We start from the raw sequence: 17,938 nt of genomic DNA, 5'->3' as shown, positions 1-17,938 counted from the left end.
AGTTTGTCGTGGGTTGATGCCCACTTGCTCATGCCGTAATAACCCTCCGCCGCGTAGTTGCTACTTGCCAGCACTTGCCCACTGTCACTTTGCAAGGTCAAACCTGCTGCACTGACATAAGTTTGGAACTTTTCAGAAAACGGGGGCTTATCCCAGGCCACTTGGGCGTTGTAGCGCAACCAGTAGGGACACTTGTTACCCACCACCGCACCCTCTTCATACACCCGACTTTCGATTTGGTTGGCACGCAAAGCCAACTGGAGGGCGGGCACGATATCAACCATTTGAACCTGTGGGTTGTACTGAATACACACCTCTGAAATCGGTTGGCGAGCGTGGTACACAGTATCTTTTGCCTCGCCTGGCATGCCCTGCAAACTCACCGCAGCAGCTGTACCAGATGCCTTGATCGCTTGCACCGTATAAAAAGTACCAAACGGCCCTGTGGCGGAACACCCTTGAAGCACAAGACCAACCCCCAGAAGCTTGAGAGACAAATATGGATTACGGCGCATTTCAAACTCCCTTGGCAGGGGTTTTATCCCCACCCGTTACCCATGAAGCAGCCTTGTGCGCAGCCGACTTCACCGAATCAGCCACGTCTTCGTACAACTTTTTGGCTTTATCCCCCACCGATGCATCTTTGGCTGACGCAGAGGTAGCGTCCGGCGGTGTGGTGGCAGATGCGGTTGCGCCAGTTTGCGACTCGGGGGCGACATCCGTCGCAACAGCACTGGATGCATCGGCATCGCCCAAGTCGGCAGGCGCAGCAGCCTCTTCGGCCAATTTGGCACGGCTTTCATCACTGATCGACGCTTTGTCCACAGGCGCAGCTGGGGCATCTGCCGCCTTGGCTGCCACCGGGGCGGTTTTGTCCATCGTCTTACTTGCCACCGGAGCCGCCGCACCGGTAGAGCCCACTGCCGAGATCGCAGCCATATCCATCTCCAAAGAATCCATTGCCAGTGCATTGATGGTAGGCAGCCACTCCCAAAACTAAAGCACAAAAAGAGCGACCAAGAGCCGCCAATTCAGCGCTTTGAGCACCCTGTCAGTTGGCACATTCCACATGCTTTCTAAGGTTTGAATCGATGATTAGCACTCATCACGCAAGAGTGCTAATATTGTTGTTAACCGAGAAAGGAGTCACCCCATGACCGCTCTCACAACCACCTCTGCTATGCAAATCGCCCCTATCAGTGCGAACAGCGCTTGGGCTGTCGCGCCCTCGCTGGGCAACTTGGATGCCTACATCCGCGCTGCCAACAACATGCCCATGCTCACCCCCGAGGAAGAGCAAGATTACGCCCGCCGCTTTCAACAAAACAACGACTTGGAAGCCGCCGGAAAGCTGGTCATGTCCCACCTGCGACTGGTCATCTCCATCAGCCGCCAGTACTTGGGCTACGGCCTTCCCCATGCCGACCTGATCCAAGAGGGCAACATCGGGCTGATGAAAGCCGTCAAACGCTTCGATCCTGACCAAGGCGTGCGCTTGGTGAGCTACGCCATGCACTGGATCAAATCGGAAATTCACGAATACATCCTGCGCAACTGGCGCATGGTGAAGGTGGCAACCACCAAAGCGCAGCGCAAGCTCTTTTTCAATCTGCGCTCCATGAAGCAACGCTACCAAAGCGACGATGCAATGAGCGATGCCGATAGCGCACGCGACAGCATGAGCAGCACCCAAGTGGCACATATGGCGCAAGAACTGGGCGTTAAACCCGAAGAAGTGCTGGAAATGGAAACCCGCATGGCTGGCGGCGACGTACTGCTGGATCCCAGCCCCAGCGAGGACGACAGCAGTTACAGCGCGCCCATCGCCTACCTGAGCGACACCCGCCACGAGCCTACTGCCATGCTGGAAGCCCAGCAGCGCGACTACCTGCTGACCGACGGCATCAGCGCCGCGCTGGACAGCTTGGATGCGCGCAGCCGCCGCATCGTGGAAGAGCGCTGGCTCAAGGTCAACGACGACAGCTCAGGCGGCATGACCCTGCACGAACTGGCCGCTGAATACGGCGTAAGCGCTGAGCGCATTCGCCAAATCGAAGTGGCTGCGATGAAAAAAATGCGTACCCAGCTAGCGGCCTACGCTTAAAGGGCCGGGCTTTTTTACACCCCTTGCAGCAACAGCTTTACATCCTCCAGCAAGGGTTGGGCGCCTGTGCCGTAGCGCGACATCAGGCGCAGCTTGCCACTTGGGTCGTAGACATAGCTACCTGCCGTGTGATCTAAGGTGTAGCTGGTGGGCGTCTTACCCGGTACTTTCTTGTAGTAGATGCGAAAGTCCTGCGCCAGCGCAGGCAACTTGTCCACACTCGTGTACAGCGCCAAAAAGCTGGAATCGAAGTTACCCATATAGGCTTTGAGCATGTCAGGCCTGTCGCGCTCGGGGTCTAGCGTCACAAACAAGCCCTGCAGCTTATCGCCATCGGCCCCCAGCTGCTGCTTGATTTCGGCCAGCTCGGCCATGGAAGTGGGGCAGACATCGGGGCACTGCGTGTAGCCAAAAAAGAGCACCACCACCTTGCCCTTGAACTCAGCCAAGTGGCGCAACTGTCCATTGTGGTCAGTCAACGCAAAATCTTGTGCGTACTTAGCGCCACTGATGTCGATGGAATGGAAGGCCGGGCGCTGCGAACATGCAGAAAAAAGGCTTGCAGAGCTTATGGGCATTGCCAAAGCAGCTACAGATTTGATAGCAAAACGGCGATTCACACCCCCCATAGCGCAAGCCCTCACAGCAGGTAATGGTCCAGCAACAACGCTGCAAACAACACGCTCAGGTGAATGAGCGAAAAACGGAACGTGGCACGCGCCAACTCGTCCGAATACTGGCGCAGCAAGCGGTAAGCGTAGTGGCAAAAGCCGCCGCACACCCCCAACGCCACAACGGCATACAGCCACGAACTCATGCCATAGACAAAGGGCAGCATGCACACAGCCAGCAAAACCAGCGTGTACAAAAAGATGTGCCAGCGCGTGAACACATTGCCATGCGTTACTGGCAACATGGGCAAGCCGGACTGGCGGTAGTCCTCCACCCGGTAGAGCGAAAGTGCCCAAAAATGCGGCGGCGTCCAGACGAAGATAATGAGACTGAGCAACCAGGCCTCCGGCCCCAACTGGTTGGTCATGGCCGCCCAGCCCAGCACCGGCGGCATAGCCCCCGAGGCACCGCCAATGACGATGTTCTGCGGCGTCAACGGCTTGAGGCCCACCGTGTACACCAGCGCGTAGCCCACAAACGTGGCCAACGTCAGCCCCATGGTCAGTGGATTGACCCACAACCACAGCACCAAGGCCCCCACCGCGCACAGCGAGGTGGCAAAGCCCAGCGCTTGCCAATCACTCAACTCACCACGCGCCGTGGGACGCCATGCGGTGCGGCGCATTTTGGCGTCGATGTTCTTCTCAATCAGGCAGTTCACCGCCGCTGCAGCGCCGGCCACGGCATAAATACCCACGCAGGCCGCCGCCAAAGTGGCCCACTGCGCCACACTGGGCCAACCCGGTATAGCCAAGGCCATGCCAATGCCCGCACAAAACACAATCAACTGGATCACCCGCGGCTTGGTGAGCGCGTGGTACTGGCGCGCCAGCGCCATGCATGCCTGCACACGGCTTGGCTCCACCTGCACGGCCTTGGGGCTACTCATCTCATTCACTCTGCATTACCTTTGTTCAACACTTGGGCACCCCAAGCCAGCAGCACCAGCAAAGCACCCGCGCCACCAGTGTGCGCCATGGCCCCCAGCAGCGGCCACTGCAGCACCACATTGCTTATGCCCGTGAGCACCTGCAACAGCAGCACGGCGGCCAGCCAGCGCACAGGCCGGGCCCAGCCTGCCAAACGCCACCAGCACCACAACACCAACAGCAACAGCAACACCGTGACCAAGGCCAACACCCGGTGCGTCATGTGAATAGCCTGCAGCGCCGCAAACGGCAACACGCCACCATCGGCCAGCAATCCCAACGGACGCCACCACTGCACCGCCTGCGCCCAGTGCGGGCCAGACCACTGCAGCCCCTCACAATGCGGAAAGGTAGTGCATGCCAGCACGGCGTAGTTGGTACTCACCCACGCGCCAGAGGCCGCTTGCACCAGCACCCACACCACCGCCAACCAACTGAATGCGCGCACGGCCAGCGTCTGGCCATCGACCTTTTGGGTAAAACGCTCGCTCAGGGCGCTGTGCGACCAACCACTCAACTGCGTTTCCATATAAGCAGCCATTTGCGCGGCAGGCTGCCAGCGCCCCAACCATGTGGTTTGCATGAGCAGCAGCCCATACGCCCCCAGCAAATGCAAGGTGACGATGGCGGGAAACAGTTTCATGGTGACAGTGAGCGCGCCAAACAAGCCCTGCACCAACACCCACAGCACCAGCAGCACAGGCAGCCACGGGAACTGCCGCTCCCCCTGCGGGCCAAAGCGGCGCGTGCGTCCCTGCCACCAACTGTGCAGCGCCAACCCCGCCTGCACCAGCAACAAGGCCCCCACGGCCATGGCCAGGTAGCGGTGGGTCATCTCAATCCATGCCTTGGCAGGCGAAACCGGGCCATGCGGCATGGCGGCATGCGCATCGGCAATGGCTTGGGCTGCGCCCACCGGGCTGCTGTGGCCATAGCAACCGGGCCAGTCTGGGCAGCCAAGGCCGCTATCGGTCAAACGGGTGAAAGCGCCCACCAGCACCAAATCAAACGTCAAAGCCAGCACCAGCCAGCCCAGTGCCCGCAGGCGCTGTTGCGCATCCCCCCCTTGGCGCAACACCCACCACAGCGGCAGCAGCGCCACCAGCGCCCCGACCACGAGCAGGCTCAGAACTGGTGCCCAGTCAAACTGCCATGCTGCTACAAAATTGCTTGTGCTGTCCATGCATTCGTCCTTGCGCTCAGGCCTGCGCCACTAGGCGCGACCACACCACCCGCACTGCAGGCCACGCCATGGCCACCACAATGGCTATGGGAATGAGCGACCACACCAGTTCCACCAGTGCCGACGCATGAAACGGCCGCCCGCCTTGGCGCAGCACCCCCAGCCGGTGGTGCCACAAAGCACCCAGCATGAAAACAAACACCAATAAAAACAGCGCAATGCAGCCCAAAAACAGCACGGCGCGCAGGTCGCCAGAGGCTGCACTCTGGACAGTGCCAGCGGCAGCGCTGGGCGAAGCGCTCAAAAAAGGAATGGAGGACATGGCCAGAGCCGGCAGAGAAAGACCCGTATTTTACCGGGGGGCTTTGTGGCCCAGCATGGCCCTCATCTGCTCAAGGCTAATCGCCGTTTGTTCCTGCACCGCCAGACGGGGTTTGGGCTTGTAGGCGTGGCCATACACCACCTCGAAGGTGATGGTCAGGCGATCTTGCCCTGCGGGCACCAGCGCCTGCTGCATGCGGCTGTACAACAACTGCCGCCAGCGCGGCGTGCGCAGGCCCGTGAAGCGGCCCACGTGCAGGTTGCGCCCCAGCGTGCGCAGCTCTTGTAGCAACGCTTGCGGGCTGGAATAGCTCAGGGTGATGCGCTCCATGTCCATCACCGGCTCGGCAAAACCGGTGTGCACCAGCATGTCGCCCCAGTCGTGCATGTCGGTCAGTTCGTGGCCCATGGGCCCGAAGCCAGCTTGCGCATACAGGTTGCGCAGTTCGCGCAAGGTATCTGGCCCCAAGCACGAGAACATGACAAACCCATCCACCTGCAAGCTGTCATACCAGCGCTGCAGCAAGGCCTGCGGGTTGGCCGCAGCGTGCAATGCCATATTGGCCCACACCATCTGCACCGGCTGGGCCAAGGCTTGGCCCGCAGCCAACCACTGCACCGGCGACTGACGCCAACGCTGCACCGTCCACCACGGCTTTGCTATGGTTTTGATAGCTACACCAGCTTGATGGGCGTGCTCTAGCAGCCCAAAACACTGTGCATCTGGATACTGCTGGCGCACCAGCTCGTGGCCTTGCAACCCGCCGTTTAGCGGTTCCCAGTCCAGCCAGCTTTGCGGCGGCTTGACGATGATGGGCAAGCGCTGCGCCATGCGGCGCGCTATCTCCTCGTGCAGCCAAGGCGACTGCGCGGACTGCGGCACCGCCCGCCCAGCCCAGCGCTGCGCCGCCACTGCGTCGATGGTGGGCGGCAGGGCGTGGCCCACCGCGCCAGAAACGCTGGAGGCGGTCGGCTCCACCGCAGGCGCGGCAGATGCTTGTGGGGAGGGAGGGGCTTGCTCAGGCATGGGCGGCGAGTATATTGGCCCGCATGTTCCAGCGCTTAGCCAAGGTCTTGCCCCACGGGTCATCCCTGTGGACGGATCACCTGCCCAGCCAATGCCAGTTTTGCCACGCATGGCCCAGCCAGCGGGTGTGCCACGACTGCCTGCAGCGCTTTGCACCACCCACGCCACGCTGCCTCCTGTGCGCCATGCCGCTGGATGGACCGGCCACCCCCTTGGATCCGGCCACGCCGCAGCGCTGCCGACACTGCGCGCACCAGCCGCTGCCAGCGTGGGACACGGCTCTGGCCGCCCTGCCTTATGCAGCGCCCTGGTCACGGGCGCTGCAAGCCTTCAAGTTTGAGCAGCACACGGGCTGGGCTTCTTACTGGGGCCAGCGCTTGGCCCACACCCTGCACAACAGCCCGCACTGGGGCATGCTGCAGACCCAGCACCCGTGGGCGGTGGCGGTGCCGCTGTCCGACGAGCGGCTGCGCGAACGCGGCTACGACCAATCGGCCCTGCTGGCCGCACAACTGGCGCGGCGCTTGCCCGCCTTGCGCCACCGCCCACGCATGCTGCTGCGCCCGCACGCCACGGCCTTACAGCACAGCTTGGGCCGCGAGCAACGGCTCATCAATTTGGTGGGGGCGTTTGCGGTAGATCCACTGCACCAACCCCAATTACAGGGTCAGGCCGTGGTGCTGGTGGACGACATCATGACCACGGGAGCCACCTGCGAAGCCGCCGCCCAAGCGCTGCGCCAAGCTGGGGTAGCGCACATCACGGTGCTGGTGGTGGCACGCACACCGGTGTAGCAACGACAATAGCGGCATGTTTCATATCGTTCTGGTCGAACCCGAGATACCGCCCAACACGGGCAACATCATCCGCCTAGCCGCCAACACCGGCTGCAGCCTGCACCTCGTAGAGCCACTGGGCTTTAGCATGGACGACAAGCACATGCGCCGCGCCGGGCTGGATTACCACGAATACGCCAGCGTGCAGCGCTATGCCGACTGGGCCGACTTCTTGGCCCGCGCCCAACCCGCGCCACAGCGCCTCTTTACGCTCACCACCCGCGGCCAGCACAACCCCTACAACACCGCCTTTGCCCCCGGCGACTGGCTGGTGTTTGGCTCCGAATCCAAGGGACTCCCCCCCCACGTGCGCGCCCAGTTCGCGCCCGAGCAGTGCCTGCGCCTGCCCATGCGCGAGGGCCAGCGCAGCCTGAACCTCTCCAACGCCGTGGCCGTGACCGTGTACGAAGCCTGGCGCCAAAACGGCTTTGCCTCCCTGTAGCCTCCACGAAAGACCCTCCCCATGTTCAACCCCACCCAAGCCGATGTGCGCCGCTTCTTTTGCAGCGTGTACGCCAAAAGCCAGCGCAACGAAGCCATGGAGGCCATCGAGGTACTGGCCTCGCAGTGGATTGCCGAGCACCCCGAATACCACGCCGATCTGGCCGATGTGGATGAAGCACTCAAGCGCATGCACGAGGTCGATCCGCAGCGCATGAACCCGTTCTTGCACCTGTCCATGCACCTGTCCATCAGCGAGCAGTGCTCCATAGACCAGCCGCGCGGCATCCGCCAATCGGTGGAACTGCTCACACACAAACGCAACTCGCTGCACGACGCCCACCACGCCGCCATGGAGTGCCTAGGCCGCATGCTGTGGGAAGCCCAGTCCAGCGGCAAAGCCCCGGATGGCGACAGCTACGTCGGCTGCGTGCAGCGCCACGCCACGCGCGATTAGGTACAGCGTCGCTGCCCGCCAGCGATTGCATCCGTTAACCATTACTTTCAATAACGTACCCCACAACGCTCGCAAACGTGCAAACATGCTCTGATAAACCCAAAAAAACAGAGCCACAGCATCAGGAGCGGATATGCAGCAACTGTGTGGGGATCAGGGAGAGGGTGATGGCTTGGCCACGGGCCGGTCATCAGACGTCAGGGCAACCATGCATGGCATTGCGGCCACGCTGGGTGGCAGCCCCGTGGGCGTGCTGGTGGTGGCGCAAGCCACCGGGCGGATTGTGTTTTCCAACGCCGCTGTACAGCGCCTGCTGGGCTACAGCGCACAAGCCTTGCACGACCAAGCACTGGACATGCTGCTGCCCCGCAGCACACGGCCCCACCACGCAGGCTGGATGCAAGACTTTTTTGCCCACCCGCGCCAGCGCAACATGGGCAGTGGCAATGCACTCTACGCCCAACACCACAGCGGTGAACCCATTGCCGTGGACATCGCACTGGCCCCGATCATGGTCGATGGGCATGCCTGCGCTATCGCCTACCTGACCGACTTGACCCGCCAGCAGCAAATGGCGCTGCAGCTGCAAGAATTGTTTGCCGCCTTCCCCCAGGGCATTGTGCTGGTGGATGAACAAGGCACCATCACGCAAACCAACACCTTGCTAGAGCAACAGTTTGGTTACAGCCCAGGCTCGCTCATAGGCCAGCCGCTGGAGGTGTTGCTGCCCGAGCGTTTTCGCCACGGGCATAGCCAATACCTGCGTGCCTACGCCGCAGCCCCCCAAACCCGCATGATGGGCACGGGGCGCGACCTGATGGCCCTGCACAGCAGTGGTACGGAATTCCCAGTCGAAATTGCGCTGGCTGCCGTGCAGTTTGGCCAAAAGCGCCAGCTCATGGCCGCAATAGCCGACGTGTCGGTGCGCAAACGTGCCGAAGATGCCCTGCGCCAAACCAACGCGCAACTGGAAGAGTTCACCTACGTGGCCTCGCACGACCTGCGCTCACCGCTGCGTGGTATCGCCGATTTGCTCACCTGGATCAAGGAAGACCTGCCCCCCGAACTACTCCAAGGCAATGTGGCCAACAACTTTCAGCGCGTCGAAACCCGCATCGCCCGTTGTGAGCAAATGATCGATGACTTGCTGCACTACGCCCGCGCCAGCAACAAAGAGGCCAAGATCCAAGAGATCAACCCGATTGAGGCGATTGAACTGGCGTTGACACAGTGCGTCATTCCACCCAGCTTTAGCGTGCAAACCCAGGTGCACATGCAGACCTACCAAGGTGCGCTCACACCGCTGGTAACCTGCTTGCGCAACCTGATTGGCAACGCCATCAAACACCACCACCAAGGCAACGGCCGCATCCTCATACAGGCCACAGACGAAGGGCGATTTGCGGTTTTTTCAGTAGAGGATGATGGGCCAGGCATACCCGACGGGGCGCAAGAACGCATCTTCAAACTGTTTCATCGCGCCAACTCCACCGCACAGGGGCATGGCGTGGGTTTGGCGGTGACCCGTCGCATGGTCAATGCCCACGGTGGCTACATCAAACTGGAACGCAGCACCCTGTTGGGCGGTGCCTGTTTTCGCATTTATTGGCCCAGCATCCTGACCAAGGAGGTACCCAATGAGTAACCCCTCTATTGCTCCCCCAAGCCCCACCAATTTTTCCGTGCTGCTGGTCGAAGACGACGATGTGGCCACCGAATCGGTACTGCGCAGCTTCAAAAGACACGGTATAGGCTGCACCACCGTCACCGCCTGCGACGGCTTGGAGGCGCTGTCCATCATCCGTGGCGAGCACGAAAACAAGCAGCTACAAGGCCCTTACTTGGTGCTACTGGATCTGAACATGCCACGCATGGATGGGTTTGAGTTTTTGCACGTGGTGCGCGCCGATCCCAAGCTCAAGCAAACGGTGATATTTATCCTGACCACCTCTTCCCGCGATGCCGACCGCGCTCGCGCTTACGAGGAAAACGTGGCGGGCTATATGGTCAAGTCCGCGGTTGGACCGCAGTTTTCTTTGTTGGCCAGCTTTTTGGACAAGTACGCCACCTCCAACTACTTGCCTGCGCCATGATCTGCAACACCAATGCCAACCCACAGCACGACTGCGTGCACCCGCCCATAGCGGCGCTGCTCATTGACGATGACGATGTGGATCGTGAGCGCTTGGTGCGCATGCTGCGCCGCATCCACGACAACATCCACATCTCTGAAGCGGCATCCAAGCAAGACGCCATTGCCATGCTGCACGATGGGGATTTGCAGTTCACCTTCATCTTTTTGGACTTCAAACTCAACGACGGCGACGGGCGCGACCTGTTGCCCGAGATTTGGCAAACCGTTGGCAACGAGTGCTGTGTGGTGGCGGTGACCGGATCAGGCACCGAGCAGTCGGCGGCCAACGCCATCAAACTGGGCATCCATGACTACCTGAGCAAAGGCGATTTATCAGCAGAAAAGTTGGCCGCAGCCATCTCCGAAGGCATGCGACTGATAGCCCAAAACAAGCTGCTGCGCGAAACCGAAAAGAAACTGCTACACCGCAGCTTGCATGACCCGCTAACGGACTTGCCCAACCGCCACCTATTCTTTGATCGGCTCGACCAGCAGTGCGCCGCCTTCCGACGCGATACCGCCCCCTTTGCCGTGATGATGCTGGACTTGGATCGCTTCAAGCAAATCAACGATGCGCACGGCCATGCCCAAGGCGATCATGTGCTGGTGGAATCGGCACATCGGCTGAAAAACGCGCTGCGCGAAGTCGACACCATCGCCCGCTTGGGGGGCGATGAATTCGCGGTGCTACTACCGGGTATGCATTCGGCCCAAGACGTGCAAGCACTGGGCGAAAAACTGTTGGCCGCATTGGCCAAGCCCGTGACCATAGGGCAAGAGTTGCTGAGCTTGGGCTGCTCCATCGGCATTGCTTTGTGTCCTTTGCACGGCTGCGAATCGACAGCGCTCATCAAACATGCCGACGACGCCATGTACCAAGCCAAACGCGGCATCAGCAAGGTATGCCTGTACGCAAACGATGCAGCCGTACCGAATAACTTCCCCGACAAGCGGGCCATGGTTAGCGCCATCCAACAGGCCTTGCAAAACAGCCACATTCAGTGGCACTGGCAACCCAAGATGGACTTGGACACGCAGCAATTGCTGGGCTTTGAATTGCTGGCGCGCTGGCCTCGGGCACAGCATGCCAACATCAGCACCGCCAACTTTATCGAGGCCATAGAGGACACCTCCCTCATTTTTGAGTTCACCCGCGCCACCGTGCAAGCGGCCTTGCAGCATGCGCACCGTTTGCGCCATTTGCTGGGCAATGCACAAATTGCACTCAACGTCTCAGCCCGGGTGCTGGAGCAGCATGCGTTTGTGGAGGAGCTCATTGGCGCGATCAAAGCCAGCGATATTCCACCGCACAACTTTGTGTTTGAACTGACCGAAACAGCACTCATCAGCAACCCGATTCAAGCGCAAAAAGTGGTGGAATTGCTCAGCGCCAATGGCATCCCATTGTCGATTGACGATTTTGGTGCGGGCTTTACCTCCTTCAGCTACTTGCGCGACTTCCATGTCAGCGAGATCAAGGTGGACAAGTCCTACATCTTGGATATCTGCGGCAGCGATTTCAACCAATCGTTGGTACGCTCACTAGTGGTGTTTTGCGACGCGCTGGGCATACGCTTGGTGGCTGAAGGGGTGGAAAACGAGCAATGCCGCCACCTGCTCCTGCAGTGCGGCTGCCACTTTGGCCAAGGCTATGGTCTCGCCCGCCCTATGCCCCCAGAGAAGGTGAACGAGTGGATTGCCGCCCACACGCCACCACGCTTGCACTGACCTCCTGAACGCACAAAGGCTGCACAATGGCAGGCATGTTTTCACTTGGGAACCAAGGCCTGCCACCATGCAATTCACCGCCAGCGACCACTACGTTTGCACGCCCGACCTGACACTGGCCGTCAACGCCGCCATCACCCTGCAGCGCCCGCTGCTACTCAAAGGCGAGCCAGGCACCGGAAAAACCATGCTGGCCGAGGAAGTGGCCGCCAGTTTGGACATGCCGCTGCTGCAGTGGCACATCAAATCCACCACCAAAGCGCAGCAAGGCCTGTACGAGTACGACGCGGTGAGCCGCCTGCGCGATAGCCAAATGGCGCAAGTCAGCCATGCCGCCGGGCAAGACAACCTGGGCGAGCGCGTGCGCGACATCCGCAACTACATCGTGCACGGCGTGCTGTGGCAAGCCTTCACGGCCGACCAGCCGGTGGCGCTCTTGATCGACGAGATCGACAAGGCGGACATTGAATTTCCCAACGACTTGCTGCGCGAGATCGACCGCATGGAGTTTTACTGCTACGAGACGCGCGAGCTGATCCGCGCCAAGCACCGCCCGCTGGTCTTTATCACCAGCAACAACGAAAAAGAGCTGCCCGATGCTTTCCTGCGCCGCTGCTTTTTCCACTACATCCAGTTCCCCGACGCGACCACCATGCAGCGCATCGTGGACGTGCATTTCCCGCAGATCGAATCGCAACTGCTGCAAACCGCGCTGCGCCTGTTTTACACCGTGCGCGACATGCCGGGGCTGAAGAAAAAACCCTCCACCAGCGAGCTGCTGGACTGGATACGCCTGCTCATGGCCAGCAGCGATGCCATGACCGCGCTGGACAAAGCCGCCACCCAGCAAAGCACCCCACCGCTGGTGGGCGCGCTGCTGAAAAACGAACACGACCTGCGCCTCTTGGACAAGCTGCTGGGCATGCAGCGCAACCACCGCTAAAACAACCCCAAGGACACACCAAGCATGACCTACACCGCTGATGCCTTCATCCGCCCCACCCCCATGGAACTGAACGGCGTGCGCCTGGTGCCGCTGGCGCTGGAGCACGCCCAAGGCCTGCAAGCCGCTGCTGCTGATGGCGAGCTGTGGAACATCCGCGTGACCTCCGTGCCCGAGCCGGAGAACACCGTGGCCTACATCGAGTCTGCGCTCAGCATGCGCGCCGCCGGCAACCGCCTGGCCTACTGCGTGCAAGACGCTGCCACCGGCCGCGTGCTGGGCACGACGAGCTACCACGACATCGTGCCTGCCATCCACCGTGTGGAGATAGGCTACACGTGGTACGCCAAAAGCGTGCAGCGCAGCCACGTGAACACCACCTGCAAGCTGCTGATGCTGACGCACGCCTTTGACACGCTGGGCTGCAAGGTGGTGGGCTGGCGCACCGACAACTACAACCACGCCTCCCAAGCCGCCATCGAGCGGCTGGGCGCCAAGAAAGATGGCGTCATCCGCGGCCACACCCTGCGCCGCGACGGCACCATCCGCGACACCGTGATGTACAGCATGACCCACGGCGAATGGCCCGAGGCCAAGGCGCATTTGTTGTACTTGCTGAGGAAATACCAATGACAGAGAAAAACGGAATTTTTGAGCAATCGGACAACAAATGGCTCAATAGTTTTCCCAAAGGGCTATTGATCATCCTTGTACTCCTTCTTGCTGCTTACTTCTGTAACGCCCTGCAGACCACACCTGTAATTGAAATTGGAAGCTGGGGGACTTTCGGTGATTACGTAGGCGGGCTCATGAACCCCCTCATCTCTCTTTTCACGCTTATCGTGGCAATCAAGGTGTGGGAACTGCAGAAGACAGAATTGCGTGAAACGCAAGAGGCATTAAAAGAACAAGGAAAAACAGCAGAACAACAACGTCAAGAGCAGCGGTTTTTTGATTTGCTGACGCTGTATCAACGGGTGGAGGATTCTGTATCAATGTTTCTTCATGAAGAAAAAGTCGAGATTCGAGGAAAAGCAGCTTTTGCAAGTTGGGTATTCAACATGCCAAAAGACGTAAAGAACCTTCTTGAATTCCAAGGCAATAAATCCTCAATGGAATGCTTGATTCAAGGTGGCAAAGTGCCATGGCGGGAGCATCAACCGAACCTTACATACAACCACTACTTTCGTATCGTGTATCGGATATTGAGCGAAGCTGATTCACTCCTTGGCGATCAACAGTATCGGTACATGAAATTATTTCGCGCTCAGCTCAATCGCCCACAACTGGAGATCATTGCACTGAATATATTGCTGGACGATGAGGGAAAGAAGATGATCCCTTTGGTCGAAAAGTATGGGCTGCTAAAACATCTTCCTAGAAGCGGTTTTCGTAAAGGTGTTGAGCAAGTGCTCAGCCCAGCAGTTTTCGGCCGTAAGTTTGCTGCCACCCATGCGAAGTAAAAGCCGAGCACTGAACACACAGGCGAATTCCCCATGACTCCCATTCTCCCCTCCCTCTTCGACTACAAAGCTTGGGCCGACAACGACATGATGGCGGTGCTGTGCGCGCCTGTGGATGCGGCGAAGCAGCCAGCGCACCACAAGGCGATCCGGCTCATGAACCACATCCATGTGGTGGACAAGATATTCATCGCCCACCTGACGGGCGCGCAGCACGGCTACACCGCCACCAACACGCCCGAGACGCCCAGCCCTGAGCAACTGTCGTGGGACATGGCCGATACGGCTGCGTGGCTCAAGGACTATGCGGGGCGCATCAGCACAGATAAGTTGCAAGAGGCGGTAACTTTTACTTTTACCGACGGCGACCGGGGCAACATGACGCGGCTGGAGATGCTGCTGCACCTGCACGCGCACGGCACTTACCACCGGGGACAGGTGAGCCAGATGCTCAAGGATGCGGGACTGACACCACCGCGCGAACTGCTCACACGCATGCTGCATACGCAAGAGCCGCAGCGGAGGACGCACTGAACACTTTGTGCTCATAACCCACAGAAAACCCATAACAAATGCTACGTTTCATTTAACAAATGAAACATCTTTCTGACCAGCACATGACTAAAGTCATTTCGCGTCAGGTGAGGCAATATAAAAACCACCGCTTGCAGCGTGGTTCAGTGGGGCATCGGTATGAGCATTACGCATCAACACACTCCTTGGTCTTTGCAAGCTAAGCTGTACACCAGCTACAGCGTGCTGGTTCTGATTTTGCTGTTAACCGCTGCCACTGCGATGTATGCAATGGAGCGATTTGCCTCTAATTTCACGACGTTTGTCGATACAACGGCTGCCAGAAAAGACCTCGTTCTGAGCATCCGCTCGGCCTCGAGCTTGCGCGCGATAGGGGTGCGCAACATGGTGCTATCGAGCACGCCCGACATGCTGCAATCGGGAAAAACGATGGCGGTCGACAGCCACCAACAAATGACCAAAAGCATGCAAGTACTCCGCAGCGTGTTGAGTACCAGTGATGTCCGTGCCGAAGAGAGCGCACTATTTAGCAAGTTGGAATCGATCGAGGCCCGCTATGCCCCGATTGCATTGGCCATTGTGGAATTGGCCAGCAAAGGAGAAAGAGAGGGCGCTACACAGAAAATCAATACCGACTGCGAACCTTTGTTGGAGGCCCTAACACAAACGGTGCAGGACTATGCTGCATATCTCGGTGCATCGGCCAATAAAGATGTCACCACTGTGAAGCAAGCCGTTAGCACCTGGTTGCTCATCATGCTCAGCGTATGCGTGGTGGCCATTGGTATAGCCATTGGCGTGGCCTACTTAGTCTCTCGCCAGGTTGGCCAAACATTGGGAGCGGATCCCTATGCACTGGTTACGCTGGTGAACCGTGTCGCCGATGGCGACTTGAGCCAATCGATCACGGTTACCGAAGGTGCTCAAGCCAGCGTACTGGCCGCCATGTCCCGCATGCAAGACTCCCTGATTCAGGTAGTGAGCAAAGTGCGCACCAGCTCCGACTCGGTAGCCAACGCCAGTGCCGAAATAGCCAGCGGCAACCAAGACCTCTCTTCCCGCACCGAAAGCCAAGCCAGCGCCCTAGAAGAGACAGCAGCCAGCATGGAAGAGCTAGGCTCCACCGTACGGCAAAACGCCGACAGCTCCTCCCAGGCCAACCAACTGGCCCAAAACGCCAGCAACGTCGCCACCCAAGGCGGACAAGTGGTCTCCCAAGTGGTCCAGACCATGCGCGACATCCACACCAGCAGCCAAAAGATTGCCGACATCATCGGCGTCATCGACGGCATCGCCTTCCAAACCAACATCCTGGCCCTGAACGCTGCCGTAGAAGCGGCCCGCGCAGGCGAACAAGGCAGAGGCTTTGCCGTGGTAGCCAGTGAAGTGCGCGCCTTGGCAGGGCGCAGCGCCGAAGCGGCCAAAGAAATCAAAACATTGATCAGCACCAGCGTAGAAAAGGTAGAACAAGGCTCCACCCAAGTAGACCAAGCAGGCCAGATCATGCAAGAGGTGGTCAGCAGCATCCGCAGAGTGACCGACATCGTGGGCGAGATCAGCGCCGCCAGCGCAGAGCAAAGCGCAGGGGTGAGCCAAGTGGGAGAGGCCATAGGCAGCATAGACCAGACGACGCAGCAAAACGCGGCCTTGGTCGAGGAGATGGCAGCGGCGGCAGCCAGCCTCAAGAGTCAGGCCAATGAGTTGGTGCAGGCGGTGGGGGTGTTCAAGCTCAATGAGACGGCAAACCCCTCGTCATTTTTAGCTTTGACACGCATGTCGGCATAAGCTGTTTGATTGCAAGCGCGTTTGGCGTACAACACTGGGTGTACGCTCTACCTCCATGCTGCTGGACTTTTTCTACGCCCTTCGCCACGCAGGCCTGCCGGTTTCTACACCGGAGTACCTGACGCTGCTGCAAGCCTTGCAGCGGGGTGTAGCTGGGCCGCAAAAAACCATGCAAAAAATGGCTGCAGAGCTTGATGGACAAGCTGCAGCAGCTACAAAAACTATAGCAAAAAACACCTCCGTAGCAGGTGATGAGGTCGACGACTACGGTCTGAGCTTGGATGACTTCTACTATTTAGCACGGCTCATCCTCATCAAGGACGAGAAGCACTACGACAAGTTCAACCGGGCGTTTGGCGCTTTCTTTTATGGGCTGGAAAGCCTGCCCGACCTGCAACGCGCCCTGCCCGAAGAGTGGCTGCGCAAAAACCTAGAAAAAGTGCTCAGCCCCGAGGAACGTGCGCAGCTGCAGGCGCTGGGCTGGGATGAGTTGATGAAAACGCTAGCCGAGCGCCTGCGCGAGCAGCAAGAGCGCCATGAGGGCGGCAACAAGTGGATAGGCACGGGTGGCACTTCGCCCTTTGGTGCCTATGGCCACAACCCGGCTGGCGTGCGCATAGGGCAAGACAAGGGGCGCAACCGCACGGCCGTGAAGGTGTGGGACCAGCGCACCTACGCTGACTACGACGAGAACAGCGCACTGACCAGCCGCCAAATGCAACTGGCACTGCGCCGCCTGCGCCAGTTTGCCCGCCAAGGTGCGGCCACCGAGTTGGACTTGCCCCAAACCATAGAGCGCACGGCGGCCAATGCGGGTTGGCTGGACATCCACATGGTGCCCGAGCGGCACAACCAGGTGAAGGTGCTGCTGCTGATGGATGTGGGCGGCACCATGGACGAGCACGTGCACCGCGTGGCCGAGTTGTTCAGCGCAGCCAAAACGGCGTTCAAGCATTTGGAGTTTTTTTACTTCCACAATTGCGTGTACGACTATGTGTGGAAGCACAACCAACGCCGCCACAGCGAGCGCACCAGCACGTGGGATGTGCTGCACAAGTACAACCGCGACTACAAACTCATCTTCGTGGGCGATGCGACCATGAGTCCGTACGAAATCCTGCAGGCCGGCGGCAGCGTGGAGTACATGAACGAGGAGCCTGGCGCTGCTTGGCTGCAGCGCCTGTGTGAACACTTTAGCCACCATGTGTGGATCAATCCCGAGCCACAGGGCGTGTGGCAGTACCGCCAAAGCATTGCCTTGGTGCAAGACCTGATGCAAGGCCGGATGTACCCACTGACCCTACAGGGGTTAGAAGAAGCAATTCGTAACCTTTAGCATACTTTTCCAGCCATTCAATCTAACGTGATGCGCTGTTTTAGG

General features: G+C 59.4%; 20 protein-coding genes (1 of these 20 cut by a window edge). 13 read left to right on the top strand and 7 right to left on the bottom strand.

Annotated features, from left to right (window positions below):
• Positions 1 to 284 carry the 5' portion of a hypothetical protein gene (locus KIK84_RS15760; protein ID WP_214124076.1) on the bottom strand. It extends 79 nt beyond the left edge of the window, so the window shows 284 of its 363 coding nt (coding positions 1–284); the start codon lies at positions 282 to 284; its stop codon lies beyond the left edge, outside the window.
• A gap of 232 nt (positions 285 to 516) precedes the next feature.
• The gene (locus tag KIK84_RS15755) at positions 517 to 939 is read right to left on the bottom strand and encodes a hypothetical protein (RefSeq protein ID WP_214124075.1); all 423 of its coding nucleotides are present in this window, start codon (positions 937 to 939) and stop codon (positions 517 to 519) included.
• Between the two features lie 214 nt (positions 940 to 1,153).
• On the opposite strand from KIK84_RS15755, the gene rpoH reads away from it, so the two are divergent.
• Positions 1,154 to 2,104, top strand: a complete 951-nt coding sequence (gene rpoH, locus KIK84_RS15750; protein ID WP_214124074.1) for an RNA polymerase sigma factor RpoH — start codon at positions 1,154 to 1,156, stop codon at positions 2,102 to 2,104.
• A 14-nt stretch (positions 2,105 to 2,118) separates the two neighbouring features.
• On the opposite strand, the gene KIK84_RS15745 is transcribed toward rpoH, so the two are convergent.
• The 5 genes from KIK84_RS15745 to KIK84_RS15725 all read right to left on the bottom strand — a co-directional run bounded on the left by KIK84_RS15745 (position 2,119) and on the right by KIK84_RS15725 (position 6,155).
• A complete protein-coding gene (locus tag KIK84_RS15745; protein WP_250208035.1) occupies positions 2,119 to 2,682 on the bottom strand; it encodes an SCO family protein in 564 nt (187 codons plus the stop codon).
• Positions 2,683 to 2,744: 62 nt separating this feature from the next.
• A complete protein-coding gene (gene cyoE, locus KIK84_RS15740; RefSeq protein WP_250208044.1) occupies positions 2,745 to 3,614 on the bottom strand; it encodes a heme o synthase in 870 nt (289 codons plus the stop codon).
• 56 nt (positions 3,615 to 3,670) lie between these two features.
• The gene (locus KIK84_RS15735; RefSeq protein ID WP_214124071.1) at positions 3,671 to 4,888 is read right to left on the bottom strand and encodes a COX15/CtaA family protein; all 1,218 of its coding nucleotides are present in this window, start codon (positions 4,886 to 4,888) and stop codon (positions 3,671 to 3,673) included.
• A gap of 16 nt (positions 4,889 to 4,904) precedes the next feature.
• On the bottom strand, positions 4,905 to 5,210 hold the full coding sequence (locus KIK84_RS15730; RefSeq protein WP_214124070.1) for a cytochrome c oxidase subunit II transmembrane domain-containing protein: 306 nt from the start codon (positions 5,208 to 5,210) through the stop codon (positions 4,905 to 4,907).
• Positions 5,211 to 5,240: 30 nt separating this feature from the next.
• On the bottom strand, positions 5,241 to 6,155 hold the full coding sequence (locus KIK84_RS15725; protein WP_214124084.1) for a biotin synthase: 915 nt from the start codon (positions 6,153 to 6,155) through the stop codon (positions 5,241 to 5,243).
• A gap of 104 nt (positions 6,156 to 6,259) precedes the next feature.
• Here KIK84_RS15725 and KIK84_RS15720 point away from each other — a divergent pair, with 104 nt between their 5' ends.
• From KIK84_RS15720 to KIK84_RS15665, 12 genes are all read left to right on the top strand, one after another.
• Positions 6,260 to 7,030: a ComF family protein gene (locus KIK84_RS15720; RefSeq protein WP_214124069.1), complete on the top strand. Its 771-nt coding sequence runs from the start codon at positions 6,260 to 6,262 to the stop codon at positions 7,028 to 7,030.
• Between the two features lie 16 nt (positions 7,031 to 7,046).
• Positions 7,047 to 7,514 carry a tRNA (uridine(34)/cytosine(34)/5-carboxymethylaminomethyluridine(34)-2'-O)-methyltransferase TrmL gene (trmL, locus tag KIK84_RS15715; protein ID WP_214124068.1) on the top strand — a complete coding sequence of 156 codons (468 nt, stop codon included), beginning with the start codon at positions 7,047 to 7,049 and terminating at the stop codon, positions 7,512 to 7,514.
• Between the two features lie 21 nt (positions 7,515 to 7,535).
• Positions 7,536 to 7,970, top strand: a complete 435-nt coding sequence (locus KIK84_RS15710) for a DUF1841 family protein (RefSeq protein WP_214124067.1) — start codon at positions 7,536 to 7,538, stop codon at positions 7,968 to 7,970.
• 133 nt (positions 7,971 to 8,103) lie between these two features.
• A complete protein-coding gene (locus KIK84_RS15705; RefSeq protein WP_214124066.1) occupies positions 8,104 to 9,615 on the top strand; it encodes a sensor histidine kinase in 1,512 nt (503 codons plus the stop codon).
• Positions 9,608 to 10,063 carry a response regulator gene (locus tag KIK84_RS15700; RefSeq protein WP_214124065.1) on the top strand — a complete coding sequence of 152 codons (456 nt, stop codon included), beginning with the start codon at positions 9,608 to 9,610 and terminating at the stop codon, positions 10,061 to 10,063. Before KIK84_RS15705 ends, KIK84_RS15700 begins: the two co-directional genes overlap by 8 nt.
• Positions 10,060 to 11,832, top strand: a complete 1,773-nt coding sequence (locus tag KIK84_RS15695; protein WP_214124064.1) for a putative bifunctional diguanylate cyclase/phosphodiesterase — start codon at positions 10,060 to 10,062, stop codon at positions 11,830 to 11,832. Before KIK84_RS15700 ends, KIK84_RS15695 begins: the two co-directional genes overlap by 4 nt.
• 67 nt (positions 11,833 to 11,899) lie before the next feature.
• Positions 11,900 to 12,775, top strand: a complete 876-nt coding sequence (locus KIK84_RS15690) for an AAA family ATPase (RefSeq protein ID WP_214124063.1) — start codon at positions 11,900 to 11,902, stop codon at positions 12,773 to 12,775.
• Between the two features lie 24 nt (positions 12,776 to 12,799).
• Positions 12,800 to 13,408, top strand: a complete 609-nt coding sequence (locus KIK84_RS15685) for a GNAT family N-acetyltransferase (protein ID WP_214124062.1) — start codon at positions 12,800 to 12,802, stop codon at positions 13,406 to 13,408.
• Positions 13,405 to 14,238, top strand: coding sequence for a putative phage abortive infection protein (locus KIK84_RS15680; RefSeq protein WP_214124061.1), 834 nt, complete (start codon positions 13,405 to 13,407; stop codon positions 14,236 to 14,238). The genes KIK84_RS15685 and KIK84_RS15680 overlap by 4 nt, the downstream gene beginning before the upstream one ends.
• Positions 14,239 to 14,271: 33 nt before the next feature.
• A complete protein-coding gene (locus KIK84_RS15675) occupies positions 14,272 to 14,772 on the top strand; it encodes a DinB family protein (protein WP_214124060.1) in 501 nt (166 codons plus the stop codon).
• Positions 14,773 to 14,931: 159 nt separating this feature from the next.
• Positions 14,932 to 16,557 (top strand): methyl-accepting chemotaxis protein, encoded by a 1,626-nt coding sequence (locus tag KIK84_RS16860; protein ID WP_214124059.1) that lies wholly within the window; start codon positions 14,932 to 14,934, stop codon positions 16,555 to 16,557.
• 55 nt (positions 16,558 to 16,612) lie between these two features.
• Positions 16,613 to 17,893, top strand: a complete 1,281-nt coding sequence (locus KIK84_RS15665) for a vWA domain-containing protein (protein ID WP_214124058.1) — start codon at positions 16,613 to 16,615, stop codon at positions 17,891 to 17,893.
• Positions 17,894 to 17,938 lie beyond the last annotated feature (45 nt).

This window comes from Curvibacter sp. CHRR-16 (genome assembly GCF_018474005.1).
In the GTDB taxonomy this organism is placed as follows: Bacteria; Pseudomonadota; Gammaproteobacteria; order Burkholderiales; family Burkholderiaceae_C; genus Allorhodoferax.
This window is presented reverse-complemented; position numbering and strand designations above follow the sequence as displayed.